Source organism: Paenibacillus ginsengarvi, assembly GCF_003626695.1.
Lineage (GTDB): Bacteria > Bacillota > Bacilli > Paenibacillales > NBRC-103111 > Paenibacillus_AB > Paenibacillus_AB ginsengarvi.
In genome coordinates, this window is record NZ_RBAH01000011.1 from 22,357 (window position 1) to 40,439 (window position 18,083).

Consider the following 18,083-nt stretch of genomic DNA (forward strand, 5'->3'; position numbering starts at 1 on the left):
GGTTGCCTCGAAAACTATTAGCTGGTTTTAGTTGATGGAATCACCGCTGTAAATAATGCCTCGCTTATTTCCTTTGAGAGGCATAGAGAAACCGACAGTAACCAATTTCAGCAGCATTCTTCATCAGTTCAATATTTAGCCATGCTGCAAGCTCATGAAATGGCCTATCGATGAAAGGCCATTTCGTTCGTTCGCTAGAAAGAAATTCATCGTCCGATAACTCAGCCACTGCTGCTTCCCATTTATCGCGCAAATGGATTATTGTTTTCCTCGTTTCTTCTATGTTGCCAGGACAGCTAACATTTTCACGAGTTAGAGTTCCATCACCAAAAGAATGGTCAAGAACCATTGACCACCAGAACGTAATATGCCATGTTAACCACGCTATATTGGCTGGTCCAATATCGTATTCCTCTGATTCTGGCCAATCCGCACGCCATACTCCCGATTCATCAAAAACATGAAGTCCTTTTAAAGCAGGTCGCCAGTGGTACTCATCGTCTTTAAGGCCTGTAAAATGCAACTCAAGTAATTGCCATGAGATTTGTAACTGGAAGTTTATTGTATCACGGATGTTGCTTGCTGAGTTTTGAATACTATCATTCATTTTCACTTTCCTCCAAAGGCTAGTTAATAATAAAACATCTATCTATTATGTTTGCTTATTAACTAACACTTTACTATAACATCTACCAGTAAACAACGTTTTGTCCTAAACAAACATTAGTTTAATTTGTCACTATTTCGAAGCGGCCTTCCAAGCAAAGAAATGATTAGCGATCTAGCCCTTCATTTAACTTTGCTATCTTTACTAATCATAGTCGCGCTCCTCTCATCCAACTTGATCCAATCCTCTTCTGGAACGGCAAAAGAGGAGAGGAAGCAGACCGCTGCCTGCCCCCTTCTTTCATCCTTTCGATCAACGATTCGCAGCCTTATTGGGATCTTGCCACACATGAAACCTGTTGCGAAATGAAATAAAATAAGGATCGTCCGATTCATTTCATCCAGCTTGTTTAATACTTCCTATACGTCTGTCTGAATTTCACTTGCTTCCACTTTTTCTATCGGTGTTTGTTGAACGGAGAAGTCCAGTTTGCTTGGCGTCATTTTTTCCTTATTTACTTTTCTGATGTAATCAATGCTTTTCCTCTTGGCAATAGAGTACAGCCAACTACCAAACTTCTCAGGCTGCTGAAGCTTAGAGATTTGATTAGACGCTTTCAAAAAAGTTTCCTGTGCTATATCCTGCGCGGCGTGAAAATCTTTTGTGACACCATAAGCTACGGAGCAAACGGCTTTTGAGTATTTATTCACCAGCTCCGCGAAAGCAAGTATATCGCCATTGCGGGCTTTATCTACGTATTCAAAATCCTGCCGATCCGACCTGCGCTTTTCTTATAAGCGAAAAAGCCTGATTCCAGTTAAGATATCAGGTCTTCCCGTTTTTCTCGGTTATGGTGCAACTCGCTTTATCTCGACATATAAGTATCGACTAGCTTCTCAAGTGCCGGTCGAACCGCGCCCTCGTAGAGACCACCGTGATAGCAGTAGAGTCTCTTGATGTCGTATGCCAAAAGACGGCGAACGGATTGAACCGCCGCTTCCAGGTCCAAGGTGAATTGGGGATTGGCTATGTCCAACACGCCGTTCTCGATAACGACGGCATCACCGGCTACCAGCGTTTTACTGTGGGGGAGGTACATTGAGATGTGCCCCGGTGTATGTCCCGGCGTGTGAATGATCTCAATGCCACCGCACAACGGTAGCAGCTCCTTGTCACTCACCAATTGATCGACAGGAACGCGCTCGATCGTTTGTAGGAAGTGAACAAATTGTTCCGCCTGAGCCAATTCGTGCACCGGTAACGACGCAAGCGTGCTTTCGGCTTGAGCCAGCCGCAAAGATTTCTTTGTTCCGCCAATGTACGGGGCCTCAATTTCATGTGAAATGACTTCGATATGCGGATAGGACCGCTTCAATGCGGCCAACGATCCGATATGGTCCATATCGTCATGTGTCACGATTATAGTCGTGATTGTATCGAGATCAACGTTCGAGCGGCTCGCGGCTTCACGAATGCGATCTATAAAATCTGGATACCCGCAATCAATGAGAATGGTATGCTTCTCGTCCTTGAGAAGCACCGGCATAATCGTCTGAAGCTGTCCGTTAAATTGGAACTCGATATCCAAAGCATGAATCATGTCGTAAGTCCTCCTCCTAGCCATTCATCTTGAGCCAGCGGGATCTTATGAAATAAAAAAGAGACCAGTATGACGGCTAGTCCCCTCCTTATGTCCACCCCCAGAAAAAACCGTCCCGATCCCAAGCGGCTTTTCCGCTGTGGAGCTTTTTGAAAATTTTCTTTACATTCTTATCAATAGACGCATTCCCGTTCTCATTCACGTAAATAAACTGCTGTCCGAAATGTGTACGAATGTAGTTCACGGCCTCCTCCTGGTACAGAATTCCCGCAAACCTCACCTTCTCCAGCATCCATTCGGCCACCTGCTCGGCTGTTGCGTTCATGGTCATCTCATCATCCTACCGATCGAAAAAGTTGTCTATCTTGATCTGCTTCATCTTTAATTATAACAACAAATAGTACCAAAGCCATAACGGCATTCACTCTAGAGCTGGGAAGCCTCGCTATATTTGAATTTGATATTTCCGTGGATCTCTCCAAATTCTTCGATTTCTTTCGCCGTTTGCGCCCCGATCAGCATATCGGCCATCATGCCGTTGGAACGGAACCAACCTAGTCTGCGTTCCCGCTCGTTATAGAACAGAGCGCAAAACGGATGATAATACGTATCCAGTGCCTGGAATGTACTGCTAAATTGTTGTTCCGCAAGCGTTCTTGCTTGCAACGAAGAAACCAACTCGCCCTTTAATCGGCCTTTGGCAGAATGCTTCATGTGACTGATGGCAAATATCGCCGCTGTAATCATGACGTTTTCACAAATAGATTCCATATTGGGTTCCCAGTACCATGCTTCATCGTCCATGAACATAATTTGTCTCTTGACCGCTGATAACGCAAAAGGTTCTTTTTTTCTCATCCGATAGACGATATTTCCGTCCGAAACATGAATTTCGTCAATCGGCAAGTAGCGGTCTTTCTTTTTCGAATTACCGTCGGTCGTCAGCCGTGGATCGTTGCCGGCAGTGCGATAATAGACGCGCAATTCGGTCGGCAATGAAATTCCTAACCTTTTTTCCGCCTCCTCGATTTGTTCTTCCGTGCAGCCAAGAGAAACATTGCCGCCATGAACGATGCAGCTTAAGTTTTTCAGCCATTGTCCATATTTCGGATTTCTTCGTCGGATGCACCGTGATTTTGAACCAATTGCGGAGCTTTGCCGCCTTTGGCTTCATTTAATACTTCGGATGAATAGTAGGTGCCGTAAAACTCCTTTTTCCCGCAATTATCTACCGTATAGGTACCGGTTAGCTTAACAGCTTCCACGCACATTCCTCCTCGCTATAGCTTTGATTCCAATACTCCATTTTTCGCTATCACACGGTCCAGCTTAACGGACCTATCGGCGTACAGTAAGAAGGAGCTTGTCTCGACGTGACAGCTCCTAGAAATCCAGTAAATTCACATAACACTATTCTTTTTCTCTACGCCCCCCCTTTAACCTGCAGCTCTACATTGTAAATGCGCTAAGTAAAGACGGCCATACAGAAATTTTCTCACGGCAGGACGGACACAACGTTTCCCCCGCTAAATAATGCAGTTGCCCGGCCCATATGTGCTCTCCGATCGCTGCCGCCCGCTCCGCTAATGTTCGTATTTCTTCATCTGCAAATGAGGTTGCCGGAACAATTACATGCGATTCCTGGCCAGTGTGAAAGACAGGATCGTGTTCATAGGCTTGAAGAATTTCTGCATCTGCTTCATTAGGCCATATGAATACCTCTTCTCCACAGGCCGGGCACACGGCTACATACTCATCACCGTTAATAAACGTCATCAACATGTTGGCAGGGATATACGACCCCCGATATGCAGCGTCCGCAACAAGAACGTAACGTTTCTCTGTCTCATTTATGGAATGATGGGCTGCATAGTCGAATACTTCCTTTGCAAGCGCTTTGATATTGCCGATTGCCTCTATATAGTCACGATACAATTCCGTACAAACGGAGCTGCCTACATCTTCAGCAAGTTCAGCCCAAGATGCCGGAAACGGCGCCTCATCTCGCCCTTTACGGCTTGCCTCAATGATACCGCAATTTATGAACAGTTCTGTGCGCACTCCCGCATCATCTGTGGAACATGCTATTTGTGCCAAAAACGGTACCGCAGCGTATGTAGCCGTATAGATCGTATTTTGATGGAACAAATGTTCCTGAAAGAGTTCGTCAAAAATCTCCTGGTTATATTGCTGCATGAGCTGCTGCAATAACACGGGTACGTTCTCTGAAGAACCGTACGGCCCGGCCAGTTTTCCCCATACATCGCTATTCCATGTAAGCAAGTTCTCCCACCGTTCATGAAGTTATTTTATACCTAGTACCCGTTCATTTTCTCATTTTCATTCAGTAATCGCGCGCTGCATCGAACCAGCGTTGAGCCATCTCCTCTGGTATAGGCTGGCCAATCTGGTGATCAGACTGGCTGAGTTGCCATACCGCTTCACCAAGGTCTTCTCGTTCGGTAGTTTCGATGCCTTTAAGGGCATTGAAGCGCACGGTGAAAGCAGTAATGGCTGCTTCCGCATCGGCAAGGCAACATGCCTGGGCCAAGGCTGCCTGTGCAACATCATAAGCTTCGTTAGCCAGCTTGGCCAGACGTTTAGGCCAGGACGAGAACGGGCGGCCGAACTCGGTCGTCCACCACTCAGGCTTTCGCAATTGGCTCACCGAAGCATGCTGGGTCCACGGGCGGGTTTTAGCGCGTGTTTTCATTTGCTGCTTCAGGCGCTTGCCCGCGATCTCTTCCACATTGTAGGCGATAAATCTGTCAAGCAGCGGCCACGTGTTCAAGGCGGGCAACTCCCCCAGATCAGGCATGAAGCGCAGCTCCAGATTCGTTAAACCGGCATGACGGGCCAACAACTCCAAGTCGCAGAAGTTCCCCCACAAACTCAGTGAGTTAAGGTTTGGGAACCGGTTTAGACACTCCAGCGAGATAGGCTGTCCCAGCGGCGCGTTCTGTAGCGCCAGGCTCGTCACCTGGTGCAACTCACCCAGGTCGGGCAGCAGAAAAGGAGGATCATTTTTGCGTCGGCCGGTGCGCGGCGCTAGTGTCAGAGAAGACGGCATATCGCCAGTGGCCGAGAAGCGTGATAGATCGCCGGATACACTCAGGCGGAAATATCGCTTCGGAAGCTTCAGGCTCAGATGCCCCCCGGACTGGTCCAACTCGATATGCAAGCCATGCAAATTGGACTGGCTGGCGTCCGCGACCGTGTCTGCAGACAGGATCGGAGTCCACTTCATCTCTTCGATGGGACGTTTCTGCGCCCAGTCTAAGAAGCCTGCATCGCTGCCAGTATAGTGCAGGAATCGCGGCCAGGGCGAGCCCGCCGGCGTGGTAAAGGCATCGAATACGGTCCAATCGATGTGCGCATCAGGCGAGACGTGAAGGTCTGCCTTCTTCCCCAATGACGACGGTCCAATCGATAGACTGCCCACACCGGGCTGAATGACAAGCGTGTGACTGCGAGGTCCTGTCAGGTCGATGGGATAACGTCCAACTTCTCTAACAGAACCATCGGGAGGACGAGCTTGGTTATCATTTGGCATTTCTAACATCCTTTCGATTGTTCCCTCTTAATCCTGAATAAAATTCAAATGTTTCATTCGGTTTATAACAGATAATACTTCATTCACTCTTGGTAATTCAAGCCATCTATCGAAACCGGGAAAAAAGGAGGAGAATACAAGATCCACTCCTTCTCGCTCCATATCCTCGAGAGCTTTTTTGATCTTTTCATGAAGAAAGATGCGGCGATCCTGATTACTTATAGCGATTTTTCGAATTAAAAAGGCAATGGCTGCAAGCTGAGCGTGCGATGTGATATTGTAAAGCCCTCTGACATCAACTTGTTCATCGCCTATGATGATGTATCCCATGGTTGAAACTACCAGCTTTTCCGTACCGCTGCCCTGTGGATAACTCGAAAAGCGATCGGTTGTTATGTTTCTTTCGATCTCCCATTTTGCAAGGGGGATCCGTTCGCGCGGCTGGTCGTATTCACATAATTTTTTTGCTTCCTGGGTTACGTTTATGGGCACAAAATTGTCCATCAGGATGATCGTATCGGCAACGGATAAAAATTCGCCGCTACCTCCTATAACAAGAACAGAAGATACGTGGGCAGCCTCATAAAGCTCCCTGACACGTTCCGTAAAAGGTGTAATGGGTTCATGCTTGATTAAGGTACGCATTTTGATGTCTTGAATCATAAAATTCGTCGCACTTCGGTCTTCATCAATCAGAAGCAGCTTACACCCGACGTTGATGGCCTCCATAATATTGGCGGCTTGAGAGGTGGAACCTGAGGCGTAGTCAGTCGAAAATCGTTCGGCCGAACTATGGGGGATCCATTTTATGAAAGGCGTAATATTGATATTATTGATAGAACGGCCTTCCTCTGCCGATATTTCCATTGCACTTTGATCGGTAATCACAAATTCTCGTCCGTCGCTTATGATGTGATTATAAATCCCCGAATTCAGTGCATCCAGCAACGTGCTTTTCCCTGAATACCCGCCGCCGGTGATGACCGTCACCCCCTGTTTGATTCCCATTCCTCGCAACCCGCAAATTTCAACTTCAACATCTTCTGGGGAAGTAAAGGGCAAGGCGCCCTCCAGCGGCCCGCTGTTGTCTTTGTTTCTCGGCAAAATGCTGCCATTCGCAATAAAAGCACAATAATCATTGGATTTCAGCCATTCACGAATCCTATTTTGTTTGTTTACCAGTTCATAGGCCGCATATAATTTGCTGAGATCAAACTTGGCAATATACTTCTCCACTTCTTTTGGAAGCATTTTGCAGAGCATGCGCATAGCTTTATCATTATCCTGGAATGGAAGCTGAACAGTAATCATTAAGCATAGATACCATTTTTCCGAAAAAACTTCGACAGAGGATGCATTACGCTTTAGCACCACGCCGCTTGGACGAAAACAATAAAAAGCGCCATTTTCTTTATCGCTACGCGACCGGTTATAAAGCAATTTATTTAATGCTTCAATATGATCAATCCATTCTCTTAATCCAAAATCGGAGAGAACAACTTGATCGCTAGTTTCATCCAAGCCGAGACGGTCAAAAGGTATTTTTATGGTAATACATGGTTTATCCAGTGTGAGTTTATGGGTCCGTTCAATGGAATAGGCAACATCATTATTCCAATAGGTTGGGTCAGGCTCATAAATCATACTGTAAGAGGACTGTCGGGATTGTAAGGTGCGAAAATATTGAGCGAGTCTTTTCAAAACGTATCATCCTTTCATATTTGAAAAACGGTGAGTAACGGGAAACGACGCCGAAAAAAAATAACAGCCACTCCGCAAGTGGCTGTCATAGACCGGCAGAAAGCTTAAACCTTTCTTTTGCCTAAACATAAAAGCCCTGAGGGTGAATCCTACCCTCAGAGCCTAGTGTTTTCGTAAAAAGAATAAATAACTAAAAAGCAGCATGAGGATAGGACATATATTTTTTTGTTTTCATTTGTCCTCACCTCGTACGATTTATTTTTTACAGCAAAGCAATCATAACATGAAGATTTTCCCCAACATAGAGAAAAATTTATTATAACTAACCCAACTCTGAACAGTGACACTCATTCGCACAGTTTACACGCTACTGCACTTCGCCCTTCGGTTTGTTCCATAATAATACATATCGGTAATAAAAGCGGCGTCGGATTGTGGCCCCTGGCAATACCTCATGAGCCACTTGGCGAATTTCAAATAATGACTCTTTAGGCTCTGCAATGCGAACACCAGGATCTCGCATTCCGCCATGAAGTCTGTCCATCACCCGGATTGGGAGAACAAGAAGTCCGGAGATGATAAAATCCATAATAGACTTGTCAGCTGCTAAACCTACGATGAGGAGCCGACCGCCAGGCGCAAGCACTTGGCGCATTTTAAGCAGTGCGCTTCTCAATTCCATATGGTGCAAAGTCGCTACACAGATGACCGTAGAATAACATTCCTCTTGAGACGGGATTGGCATGGCGAGGAAGTCGCCGGTTACGAGCGATACATTGGATGCCTCAGCCAGTCGCGAATGTGCACGCAAAATAACTTTCGCGTCAGGGTCAATTCCCACTACTTTTTGAGCGAAAGGCGCGAGGTGTTGGAGTAGTAATCCGTCACCACATCCAATGTCCAGCACTCGTCCGCCGCGTGTTTTGGCATCTGCTACTAATTCTTCGTGAAATGCAGTATTGTGATTCCAATAGGTCTCGATTTCTTAATCCCTCCCGTTATACACCCTCTTTGTATGACAAATTATTTCATAAAATTGGAATTAGGACCAATACAAATTGGCTGATAAATAAATGATAACTAGGCCTCATTATTGTTCGTACATTACTTTCGTTAGCGCAACGACGGCAGCCGAACATTTTGGCCGGCTGCCGTTGTTTAACAATCAAGCTATCGTCTTCGTTACTTCAATCTCTTCGCCAGTCATACTCCATAATAGTTGCAGCTTCTATAGCTCTATCTATGCCAAGTAATTTTTCTATAACATACAACGCAGCATCCATACCTGCGGATACCCCTGCTGATAAAATGATCTTCCCATTATCAACATAGCGAGCTGCTTCTACTATTTCGGTGGAAGCAGGCACAATCTCCCTTAATTCATGGATAGCCAATCGATTGGTTGTAACTTTTAACCCATCTAATAAATTGGCTTTTGCTAAAATTAAGGCTCCAGTACAAACCGAAAGGATAACTTCAATATCATTGGATATTCCTCGAATCCAGTTCGTAATGGTATCATTGTTCATTTCTTTTCTTGAACCCCAGCCTCCGGGTATCACCAATATATCAGGCTTAGGGCAATCAGCGATCGTATAAGCTGGATTGATACTTAAGCCTCCCAGCGCTTTTACCGGACAGTTATTTGCCGCCACAGTGTACACGTTGAAATCTTGACCCTCATTACTTCCTGAAAGAAAAACTTCAAAGGGTCCTGCAAAATCCAAAGGCTCCACCTGTTCAAATAGGAATACCGCTACATTTCTGGCACGCCGGGCCTGCTCCATTTCTTCATCTCCCATAAAACCAAGCTCGTTATTTCTCCCAAAGCTCAATCAGTCGACCTTCAGGATCTTCGATCCAAATAAACTTTCCAAATTCGCTACTCTCTTTTTTCTTTGCAAGAGGCACACCAATCCGTTCAAGATGCTTAATCGTTTCGTCTAAATTATCTACTTGGAAATTTAACATTACTTGTTGTTCTGTTGGAAAATAACTGTCATTGTCGGCAAAAAAAGAAAAGATAGTCTCATTGCCTGATTGGGGTTTTATCACAGTCCCGTTCCAATTTTCGATTTCAATCTGCAGCACTTCACTGTACCATTTTTTAGTGACTTCAAGATTTTTGGTTCTCCAGAATATTCCTCCGAAGCCTTTTATCATCGTATCTATCTCCTGTCTGTTATCCTATTTATAACTATAGCCTACTTCTTTCTTATTATAGCATCTACGTAAATCACATTTATTAGCCGTACAACAAAAGGGGTCTGAATCTGCACAAAGATTCAAATCCCCTGTAATGTTACACTATACTTAAAATCAAAATTGTAAACGAATCGTAACTTCACCATGCAATGGGTCAATCCGCACTGATTCTTTATCCGCTTCATACGTTCCGCCGATAACTTCACGCGGTCTTCGTCCATCGGGATGCGGTAGACGCAAAAGAATAGTTTGCGGTAATCGATCGGGATCACATTGCAAAGTCACTCGAATGATGCCTTTCTCCAATAGAGATTCGACCTTAAGCGAAAATAAACCAAAATAACTGGCAACGTTCTGCAGCTCAATTTGTTTACCGTGCTCTAACCACACTCGCGGAATTCCCGGTAACAGCTTAAGCTCCTGTCCCTCCTCCATATACAGCATCTTCCGTGTCTGCATGAGGAACCATCCTTCTTCATGTGTTTTGTGCGGACTCGCGTGAAAGTAATGTTCCCAGAACGTATAGGTTTCGCGATCGGCCAATCCCGAAAAGCCATTGTAGTACGCCTTCAGGAAAGGCTTTACTTCTCCGCGCATTAGATGCACGAACGGATGAATACTGTAATAGGGCTGGCTTAACGCAACATTTCGCATACACATCAGCTCGCTGTGGAAATAAAGCATGAAGTCGGCAGCTTCTTCGTCCGGTTGTACCACTTCCTGCATGACGAGGTACAGCGGTCCCAAAAGCGAATCGCGCGCCGCTACCGAACCGTGAGTCAACCATCTCCCCCCCTCAGCGTACAGACTTAACGGTCCGCGGTGTTCTACCCATGGCGGCACAGTCGGAACCCAACTGCCGTCAGCGAGCGGCACAACCGGTGATCTGGACATCGCTTCAAGCAACCCTGTGCGAATATCAGCTCTGAGCGCTTCCGCTTCAGCGCGAATCGTTTCGGACAATCCCGGATCACCATAAGCCAGCATTTCAGCCAAGCGAATGATGCCAATGTAAGCATATCCATTGAGCATGAAGGAGCGGAACGGATCCTCCGGATCAGCTGTCTTCCCTTCCAGCATGCCATATCCCTTGCCCCGCAGTTCTTCCTTCTGATTCCGTTTTCTCCATGCCATCAAGTACTCATACGCTTTCAACAAATGCGGTTTGATTTCATCAATCCATTGTTCATCTCTCGTATACCGATAATGTTCGCCAATACTCCACAACGCCGCTCCCGTCTCCAGCATATACCCTCCGAAATTCTGGATGAAACCGTCCTCGTGCTGTTTATCGAGAAAGTACATCAGGGATCGTTTGGCTGTCTCCGCCCTCCCCATCGAATCGATAAACTGAATAATAGGCGAACTTTCGGAGCCAATTGCCGTATATACTCCGATTGTAGGTACAATCGTGCCGGCTGGTTCAAGACCGTAAGCTACCAGTTCCAGATGCAGCAGCCCGGCTTTGACCATCTCATCCAAACGTTTTTCCGGTAAATGGATCTGTGCACCGGCAGACAGCTTCTTCTGCCAATATTGTCGGCACTCTTCCAGCCGGTGTTCGAAATTTTGCTGAATCAAACGCTCTGCCCGCTCCGCTGGAATCGGGCGATGAGGTATATAAAATTCAAAGGTTACCGTTTCACCCGGCAAAATGATTACAGCCGTTTCCTCAGCATATAAGGGTCGTCCATCTAATTTGGATACCGCACATATTCTTTCAGCAGAGTACATCGTAAAACCGCTTTGGCCATCAAATGTATAATTTTGTGTATTGTTTAATACGTATGCATTCGGCATCACATTTCGAAACCAAGCATACCGCGGCACATCGGCCGTATTCACCGCTTCGGCCCGGAAATAAAATACGGTCATTTCCTCATCATTCATTTCCTTCGCAAGCAGTTCCTCACGTTTCTTCTTTTGTTCCTCGGTTAACATATGCCCGTGCCCGTAACCGTCAGCGATTAAATAATGCGTTCCTTTCACCGTCTGCTCCGTAAGCGGACTCTGTTCGTAAGAAACAAACGAAGTGCAGTGATATTGAATATCGTTGTCCACAATTTCCGCACGCAGTATAGGCAGAGAACCATCCTCCAGCCGTCTCGAAACGTTCTCCTCGCAGCCGATGCCCCGCCCTAGCAAAAAATGATAGCGCACGGGTTTGTTATTGTTATCCGGAAGCGGAACTTCAAACCCGTGAAAGCGAGGCTGAACCCAGTCCCAAAGCTTCTCTTCCCCTCCTACCCCGCGAAATCCAGTGCTAAAAATCCTCATATCCCGGGACAATCCGAGCCAGGTTTGGGAAGGAAGGCTGCGTGTATGTAGGGCTGCTTCAGCATAACTTTCTTCCGGTTCCATATTCCATTTTTGCAAATTAGTGAGCAGGCCCCTTGCCTGAATGTATTGTGCGATTTGATCGTAGGATCGCTCATCTCCGCCTTCCGTCACAATTACTTTATAAGCCGGAATGTAGATGGGATAGCGGGATTGAACATCGCTCAGGAAGAAGCTGAAAGGATGAGACGCCGTAGCGAGCGTTACCACCACTTTCTCAACCGTTTCATTCATTTCGATATGAAGCTCCAGCCTGGAGGGACCGTCACTATGGATGGAAAATTCATTCCCGTGTAGCCCCCCTTTGCCTTTAACTATGGAACCAGCTGCCAATTTCCCGCCAATAACGTGAATTCGGCCTTCTACCTGATCTTGTTTCCACTCAATAGCAATATGTCGGATCATTGGAATGGCGCTCCTCTCGAACGTTTAAGAAACTTATTCAAGCGATCTCATTTATCCGAAGCTTTCCTTTCAGCAACCGCCTTAGTGGCAAGTTCTTGCGCCCTGCGCAACAACGTATTCATATCCTCTTCCCCTTTGATCATCGGAAGGATCGTAGAATTCATGGAACCATAAAGATCGTTCCAGTCTCTAGTTACCGGTGCAGTTGGTGCATTTTTATTGTAATAGGCAGAGGCCCAATTCTTGTTCGGATAGGGTGTCTTCTTACCCAGCGCGCTTTTCACTTTATCATTTTTTAAAACAGTCATCATTCCTCTTTCCGCGAATGACGTCTGCATTTCCTCGGATACGAGAAATTTGAGTACTTCCATCGCTTCATCGGGATTTTTGCTCATAGAAGTCAGTCCCATTACAACGGAAACCGGCTGTGCTCCCGTACCGGGCTTATCGGAAAAAGTAGGCAAAGAAACGAAATCCCAGTCAATAGTGCTCAGTTGGTCGGGAATCTCAGCAGAAAAGGATTGATACATCGCCATCATGGCAAGCTGCGGCGTCCCTCCTCCAAAGTCCCTTCCTACCGAAGGAAGACCTTTTTCCTTCACAAATGTTTGATACGTTTGGCTCCGGGCCGGTTGAATGAAATAAGTATCCAATAGTTTCTTCCATGTGTCATTAAGAAATGTCGGAGCTTCTGTCTTGAAGTCGGCCAATGGCAGCGATAGCTGGTTGGAACTGAACAGTAATGGATGCGCCCAGAATCCTAAGTACCGGGTTCCGTCCTCTTCTCTGGTCAGGTTGCGAGCAATAGCCAATGTTTCATCCCAAGTCATCCCGTCTCGCGGGTAAGGAACACCGAATTTATCGAATATCCCTTTATTGTAAAATAAAACAAATACCTGATCATAAAGCGGCAATGCATACAGCTCTCCGCCGCTTGATGCGCGCAAGCCTTCGATAATACCTGGTGTAAATTGAGTCAAATCCAGTTTATGCTTTTTAATTAGTGGGGTCATGTCAAACTGGAGACCATATTTTTTCATCATCCAGAAAATTTCTACGTCAAAGGAATACAAGTAGTCCATTTTATTGCCTTGGGCAATTTGTTCTGAGATGGACTGACCTTTAGTCGATCCAGGGAGATAGGTAAATTCATAATCAGGGAATTTCTTACGAATTGCATTCGCAAATAAATCGTCAATCGTTTTCGCAGCTCCTCCCACTTCGGAAGTCAGCAACAATTTAACCGGATCCGTGCTTTTCTGGGCTCCTCCTCCATCCTTGCTCGAACACGCTGTCAAAGCCAACATCGTTATCAGGGGTACAACATACCACCGTTTCCACATGTTAAAAACCTCCCAATTTTCGAACTGCGGTACGACGGTTTCTCTGTATCATCCACTCGTATAGGTGTTGCCGCATCGCAATAACCAGTTCATGAACATTTCGCCATTTGGGCGAACATTAATCATTGACGGCAGGTCCTTTAGCAGCAATCATCAGATTCTCGATTCTGAGCGCCATTTCTTCCGAGGATAGCGTCGGTTTTATATAAATATCTCCGCTTCCTTCGTCATGGCTATGCCAATGGTGCATACCAGTTCCGGCATCGTATTTGATTTTGTACCCTGTTTTTTCAGTAAAAACGTCTCCCGTACCTCTCACCGCATACAGGACCGCAACCTGATCCCAGCTGGAACGGCTCTTCCCCTCCCCGTCCAAATATAATTTATAAGCCGTACGGACAGGATGCTGTTCATCCAGTTCCAGGCAAAGACGCGATCCGGTCCATATGTGATCGCCGTACTCGCTGACCGCAATCGGGGTTGGCCAATGACTGAGCACTTGTTCAGCGGATTCGGGGTCCATTTTCCAATTGAACCGGTCCTTCCCTTCGGGAAAAGTTGCGATCGCCATGCTGACCAGCAAGTTGACCTTGCGCCGCACCAATTCGGTTCCATTCATTTCACTCCATTCATCCGGTCCGGATTGCAAAAGTCGGGATAACGGTCCTAAAAAGCCAACTGCGCAAATCGTTACACTTCGATCGGGCTGCGCGGACAATAGTTTGCGATAAACCTGGGTGCTGTCAGGAGCATTGCGGCCGCTTCGCAAGGTATTGGGGTAATGCTGCGAAATATACCGATTATACATGCGCTGCGGATGCATTCGCCTGACATGATCCAGGTAGGGGAGAAGATTCGAATCCGAATCCTGGTCCTTAACTTTTAGTGTTCCAATCGGAATAAGAGGGCGGTTATAAAAGGTATTAAGCGCCTGCAGACAAGGTGCTTCCCATTCCAGCGGAGAACTGCAGATCATGCCCAAAATGTTCGCCTCTCCCTGATCCGCCAAGGCATGAAGAACGGCTACAGCGCCTACATCATCGCTATCCGTTTCTATGTCCGTGTCCAAGATGATAGAAACCGCTTTCCCTTCTTTCATTGGTTCTCCTCCCTTTCTTCATGCTTCCCGCCGTTATCATCCTACCCGGTATTGCTCCACAATCCGCTGATTCAGCTTGACTCCCAGTCCCGGTCGGTCTTCCGGAAGGATTACGTATCCGTCCTTGAACTCAATCGGCGTCTCCGTCAAGTCTCTCGCCAGCGGGGAATCGGACATCGTGTATTCGAGCAGAAATCCGTTCGGTATCGCGGCGGTAAAATGGGTGCTGGCGGCCAGAAGGACGCCGGTTTTGAACGCATGGGGAACGACTTTTTTGTGCCGGTCGTAGGCCATGTAGGCGATCTTCTTCCCTTCGGTCAAGCCTCCGCAGCGGGCAAGATCCGGCTGTATGATATCAAGCTGCCCCTCATCCAGCAGCCGCGCGAAGGCAAGCCGCCCGCTTTCCTGTTCCCCTCCGGCTATGAAGAGGTTCGTGCGGCTCGCGAGTTCCCGATACCCGGCTATGTCGTTGGAATGCAGCGGTTCTTCCAGCCAGTACACGCCATATTTCTCGTATACGCCCGCCATTCTCAGCGCTCCCTTGAGATCCCAGGCCAAACCTGCATCGATCATAATATCCATCCGATCCCCAATTGCCGAACGGATCGTCCTGACAAGTTCCTCGTCCAGCTTCGGGTCGCGCCCGATCGGTCCCCAGCCGAACTTGGCAGCCAAATAGCCTTGCTTTGCAAATTGTTCCGCGAGCCGTCCGGCTTCAAGCGGCGTTTCGGGCATAAGGGCACTGGCATACGCTTTTATTTTCCTGCGGAACGTGCCGCCGAGCATTTCACTGACGGGACGGCCGCAAACTTGCCCGGCGATATCCCACAGCGCAATGTCAACGCCGCTGATAGCATGGAGAGCCGGTCCCGTTCGGCCGAAATATAACGTGCCGCGGTACATTTTGTCCCATAACCTCTCGATTTCAAACGGATTTTCTCCGATCAGCAAATGCTTCAGGCCTGCCGCGATGGAATGCGATGGAGGCGCTTCCACGATAGCTTTCGCTACTTGAGGAACGGAGTCGACCTCGCCTACGCCGATAAAACCCTCGTCGGTATGGATACGAATGAGCAGCGTATCCTGGGTTCCGTCGCAGCGCGAGGCATCCAGCTCGGATAGGCGCAAGTAAATCGTTTCCACTTCGGTAATTTTCAATGAAGTCACCCCGTAATAAAAAATAAAATTTGGCAAGAAACAAGTTTCAGGTTAGGGCCTAATCACTCGTTCTCCTTTCTTGCATCGCTAGGTCTATAGTAAATTGATAACTGTTGGTTGTCAACAATTATAATTGTATTATATTCCCTTCTTATTTAGGTCAAGCACGGAGTTAGCGTCTCTGCGGGAACAAAACAAACAGGCGTGCTTCCATCGATGCAAATCGACTGAAGCATGCCTGTTGTGTATTCCGTTAACGCCTATACCACTAACATAATTTTCGCAATGGAGCCGGGACCGCGAATGAGCTTCTCGAAACATGCCTCCCCCTGCTCCAGCGGTTCCAGCGCCGTCCAGGGCAGCAGACTGCATGTACCACCTGTGATGCGGGATAGCGCTGTCGCAAAATCTTCCGGAGTATAGGCAAATGCGCCGACAAGCTTCAGCTCCTCCCGGATTATGGTATTAACCGGCAAAGAAGCGTCTGCCTCATGCAAACCGCTGAAGACGACGCGCCCTCCTCTTCGGACCGACTCTATACATCGGAGTCGGGTCGTCTGTGCACCGACAGCATCCACCGCAACGTCAAACCCCGGTTTCGGCCGAGCCTGGTCCAATTCCTGCTGATTGCTTACGGCTACACCGCCCAACTCCCGTACGATCCGCAGCCGCTCGGGATTCAGGTCCATCACGACGATATCGTGTAAGCCCATTGCTTGCGCCGATGCAAGAACGCATAGTCCGATCGGTCCTGCGCCAACAATCAAGACGCGATCGTTAGCGGACAGCCCCGACAACCGGCATACATGGACCGCGCATGCGAAAGGCTCCGCATAAGCCGCTTCTTCGAACGAAACGGATTCCGGGATCGGAAATACATTGGCTTCGGACACAACGACGTATTCTGCAAACGCCCCCTGCACATGCGCGCCGACAAGCTTGCGTTCCGCACATAGCTGGGCGCTGCCGCCGACGCACATGTCACAGCTTCTGCAGGAGTGGAGAGGATTCGCCGTTACGCGCTCGCCGATTCGGAACTTATCCGCTTGGCGGCCTAGCCCGGCGATTGTTCCGGCAAATTCATGCCCCATGATGAGTGGAGGCTTGCGCAAAGAACTGTGGCCCAAATAACCGCTCAACTCCGAACCGCATATGCCGACCCGCCTGACGCGGATAAGAAGCTCCCCCTCCCCGGGCTCGGGGATCGGAACATGTCGTACATTCAAAACCTTCGGGTTTTCATATACAAGCGCTCTCATCGTTTCCATCTTCGTTATAACCCTCTATCCTCAGAAAGTAACGGACAAGCCGCCGTCGACCGGGATTATCGCGCCTTGGATGTACGAGGCTTGGTCGGAGGCGAGAAACGCGATAACCTCCGCTACCTCGTCCGCTCTTCCCGGTCGGGCCAGCGGAATTCTCCTTTGTTCCACGTATAAGGAACGGAACTTCTCGGTTTCCAGCTCATTAACCCCGCTGACGATGGACAGCCCGGCATCGACGAAGCCCGGGGCGACGCCGTTTACGCGAATTCCGTAAGGCGACAACTCCAGCGCGGTGCAGCGGGTCAGTTGATCGAGCGCGCCTTTAGCCGCATTGTAATGACTCGATTTGTCCAGCGCACGACTGCCGTTAATGGAAGATACATTTACGATTGCACCTCCGTTCCCGTTCGCGATCATGGCGTTAGCAACGTATCGAGAGCACAAGTAAGCGCCATCCACGATGACGTCGAATACTTGACGCCAACGCGATGTCGTTTCCAGCAAGTAGCCACTCTCATAGAAGATAGCCGCATTGTTCACAAGCACATCGATGCGTCCGGTGCTCTCTATCGTTTGCTCCACAAGCAGGCGCACCTCTTCCTCCCGGGTCACGTCAGTCTTGAAGAACAAATGGCTGCGACTCGAACCGCTTAGCTCTCGCAGCGCGCTCTCTCCCGCTGCAGAATTCGGGCCGGCTATAACTACGCGAGCGCCTTCCACGGCGAATTTCTTCGCTGCTGCACGGCCGATTCCGGTAGCGCCGCCCGTAATGACGACAGTTTTGTCCTTAAAGCGATTCACTATGTACCC

At 47.9% G+C, this 18,083-nt stretch carries 18 protein-coding genes; all 18 read right to left on the reverse strand.

Going from position 1 to position 18,083, the window contains the following annotated elements; genetic code table 11:
• Nucleotides 1-64 precede the first annotated feature (64 nt).
• A complete protein-coding gene (locus D7M11_RS16105) occupies nt 65-607 on the reverse strand; it encodes a DinB family protein (RefSeq protein ID WP_120748268.1) in 543 nt (180 codons plus the stop codon).
• Between the two features lie 419 nt (nt 608-1,026).
• The gene (locus D7M11_RS16115) at nt 1,027-1,338 is read right to left on the reverse strand and encodes an RNA polymerase sigma factor (RefSeq protein WP_120748270.1); all 312 of its coding nucleotides are present in this window, start codon (nt 1,336-1,338) and stop codon (nt 1,027-1,029) included.
• A 134-nt stretch (nt 1,339-1,472) separates the two neighbouring features.
• Entirely contained in the window at nt 1,473-2,207 is a 735-nt protein-coding gene (locus D7M11_RS16120; protein ID WP_120748271.1) for an MBL fold metallo-hydrolase, read from the reverse strand.
• A gap of 88 nt (nt 2,208-2,295) precedes the next feature.
• Complete coding sequence (locus tag D7M11_RS16125; RefSeq protein ID WP_120748272.1) at nt 2,296-2,532, reverse strand: DUF6953 family protein; 237 nt, start codon at nt 2,530-2,532, stop codon at nt 2,296-2,298.
• 101 nt (nt 2,533-2,633) lie between these two features.
• The gene (locus D7M11_RS16130; protein WP_120748273.1) at nt 2,634-3,353 is read right to left on the reverse strand and encodes an SMI1/KNR4 family protein; all 720 of its coding nucleotides are present in this window, start codon (nt 3,351-3,353) and stop codon (nt 2,634-2,636) included.
• Nucleotides 3,296-3,472 carry a hypothetical protein gene (locus D7M11_RS36440; RefSeq protein WP_158606651.1) on the reverse strand — a complete coding sequence of 59 codons (177 nt, stop codon included), beginning with the start codon at nt 3,470-3,472 and terminating at the stop codon, nt 3,296-3,298. Before D7M11_RS36440 ends, D7M11_RS16130 begins: the two co-directional genes overlap by 58 nt.
• A gap of 184 nt (nt 3,473-3,656) precedes the next feature.
• Entirely contained in the window at nt 3,657-4,490 is an 834-nt protein-coding gene (locus D7M11_RS16135) for a hypothetical protein (protein WP_120748274.1), read from the reverse strand.
• 61 nt (nt 4,491-4,551) lie between these two features.
• Nucleotides 4,552-5,760, reverse strand: coding sequence for a hypothetical protein (locus D7M11_RS16140; protein WP_120748431.1), 1,209 nt, complete (start codon nt 5,758-5,760; stop codon nt 4,552-4,554).
• Between the two features lie 27 nt (nt 5,761-5,787).
• Nucleotides 5,788-7,461, reverse strand: coding sequence for a P-loop domain-containing protein (locus D7M11_RS16145; protein ID WP_120748275.1), 1,674 nt, complete (start codon nt 7,459-7,461; stop codon nt 5,788-5,790).
• Between the two features lie 367 nt (nt 7,462-7,828).
• The gene (locus D7M11_RS16150; protein WP_120748276.1) at nt 7,829-8,443 is read right to left on the reverse strand and encodes a class I SAM-dependent methyltransferase; all 615 of its coding nucleotides are present in this window, start codon (nt 8,441-8,443) and stop codon (nt 7,829-7,831) included.
• 205 nt (nt 8,444-8,648) lie between these two features.
• Nucleotides 8,649-9,263: a DJ-1/PfpI family protein gene (locus tag D7M11_RS16155; RefSeq protein WP_240041141.1), complete on the reverse strand. Its 615-nt coding sequence runs from the start codon at nt 9,261-9,263 to the stop codon at nt 8,649-8,651.
• 13 nt (nt 9,264-9,276) lie between these two features.
• Nucleotides 9,277-9,624 (reverse strand): VOC family protein, encoded by a 348-nt coding sequence (locus tag D7M11_RS16160; protein ID WP_120748278.1) that lies wholly within the window; start codon nt 9,622-9,624, stop codon nt 9,277-9,279.
• 156 nt (nt 9,625-9,780) lie between these two features.
• The gene (locus D7M11_RS16165; protein ID WP_120748279.1) at nt 9,781-12,408 is read right to left on the reverse strand and encodes a glucosidase family protein; all 2,628 of its coding nucleotides are present in this window, start codon (nt 12,406-12,408) and stop codon (nt 9,781-9,783) included.
• A 47-nt stretch (nt 12,409-12,455) separates the two neighbouring features.
• Nucleotides 12,456-13,751, reverse strand: coding sequence for an ABC transporter substrate-binding protein (locus D7M11_RS16170; protein WP_120748280.1), 1,296 nt, complete (start codon nt 13,749-13,751; stop codon nt 12,456-12,458).
• Between the two features lie 118 nt (nt 13,752-13,869).
• The gene (locus D7M11_RS16175) at nt 13,870-14,850 is read right to left on the reverse strand and encodes a nucleoside hydrolase (protein WP_120748281.1); all 981 of its coding nucleotides are present in this window, start codon (nt 14,848-14,850) and stop codon (nt 13,870-13,872) included.
• 36 nt (nt 14,851-14,886) lie between these two features.
• Nucleotides 14,887-16,008, reverse strand: a complete 1,122-nt coding sequence (locus tag D7M11_RS16180) for a mandelate racemase/muconate lactonizing enzyme family protein (protein ID WP_120748432.1) — start codon at nt 16,006-16,008, stop codon at nt 14,887-14,889.
• A gap of 260 nt (nt 16,009-16,268) precedes the next feature.
• Nucleotides 16,269-17,234, reverse strand: a complete 966-nt coding sequence (locus D7M11_RS16185; protein WP_240041142.1) for a zinc-dependent alcohol dehydrogenase — start codon at nt 17,232-17,234, stop codon at nt 16,269-16,271.
• 63 nt (nt 17,235-17,297) lie between these two features.
• Nucleotides 17,298-18,074, reverse strand: coding sequence for an SDR family NAD(P)-dependent oxidoreductase (locus tag D7M11_RS16190; RefSeq protein WP_120748282.1), 777 nt, complete (start codon nt 18,072-18,074; stop codon nt 17,298-17,300).
• Between the last annotated feature and the right edge of the window lie 9 nt (nt 18,075-18,083).

Coding starts and splice junctions, on each gene's coding strand:
- D7M11_RS16120 (WP_120748271.1), bottom strand. CDS start 2,207: ATGATTCATGCTTTGGATATCGAGTTCCAATTTAACGGACAGCTTCAG.
- D7M11_RS16155 (WP_240041141.1), bottom strand. CDS start 9,263: ATGGGAGATGAAGAAATGGAGCAGGCCCGGCGTGCCAGAAATGTAGCG.
- D7M11_RS16140 (WP_120748431.1), bottom strand. CDS start 5,760: ATGCCAAATGATAACCAAGCTCGTCCTCCCGATGGTTCTGTTAGAGAA.
- D7M11_RS16165 (WP_120748279.1), bottom strand. CDS start 12,408: ATGATCCGACATATTGCTATTGAGTGGAAACAAGATCAGGTAGAAGGC.
- D7M11_RS16170 (WP_120748280.1), bottom strand. CDS start 13,751: ATGTGGAAACGGTGGTATGTTGTACCCCTGATAACGATGTTGGCTTTG.
- D7M11_RS16105 (WP_120748268.1), bottom strand. CDS start 607: ATGAATGATAGTATTCAAAACTCAGCAAGCAACATCCGTGATACAATA.
- D7M11_RS16125 (WP_120748272.1), bottom strand. CDS start 2,532: ATGAACGCAACAGCCGAGCAGGTGGCCGAATGGATGCTGGAGAAGGTG.
- D7M11_RS16160 (WP_120748278.1), bottom strand. CDS start 9,624: ATGATAAAAGGCTTCGGAGGAATATTCTGGAGAACCAAAAATCTTGAA.
- D7M11_RS16175 (WP_120748281.1), bottom strand. CDS start 14,850: ATGAAAGAAGGGAAAGCGGTTTCTATCATCTTGGACACGGACATAGAA.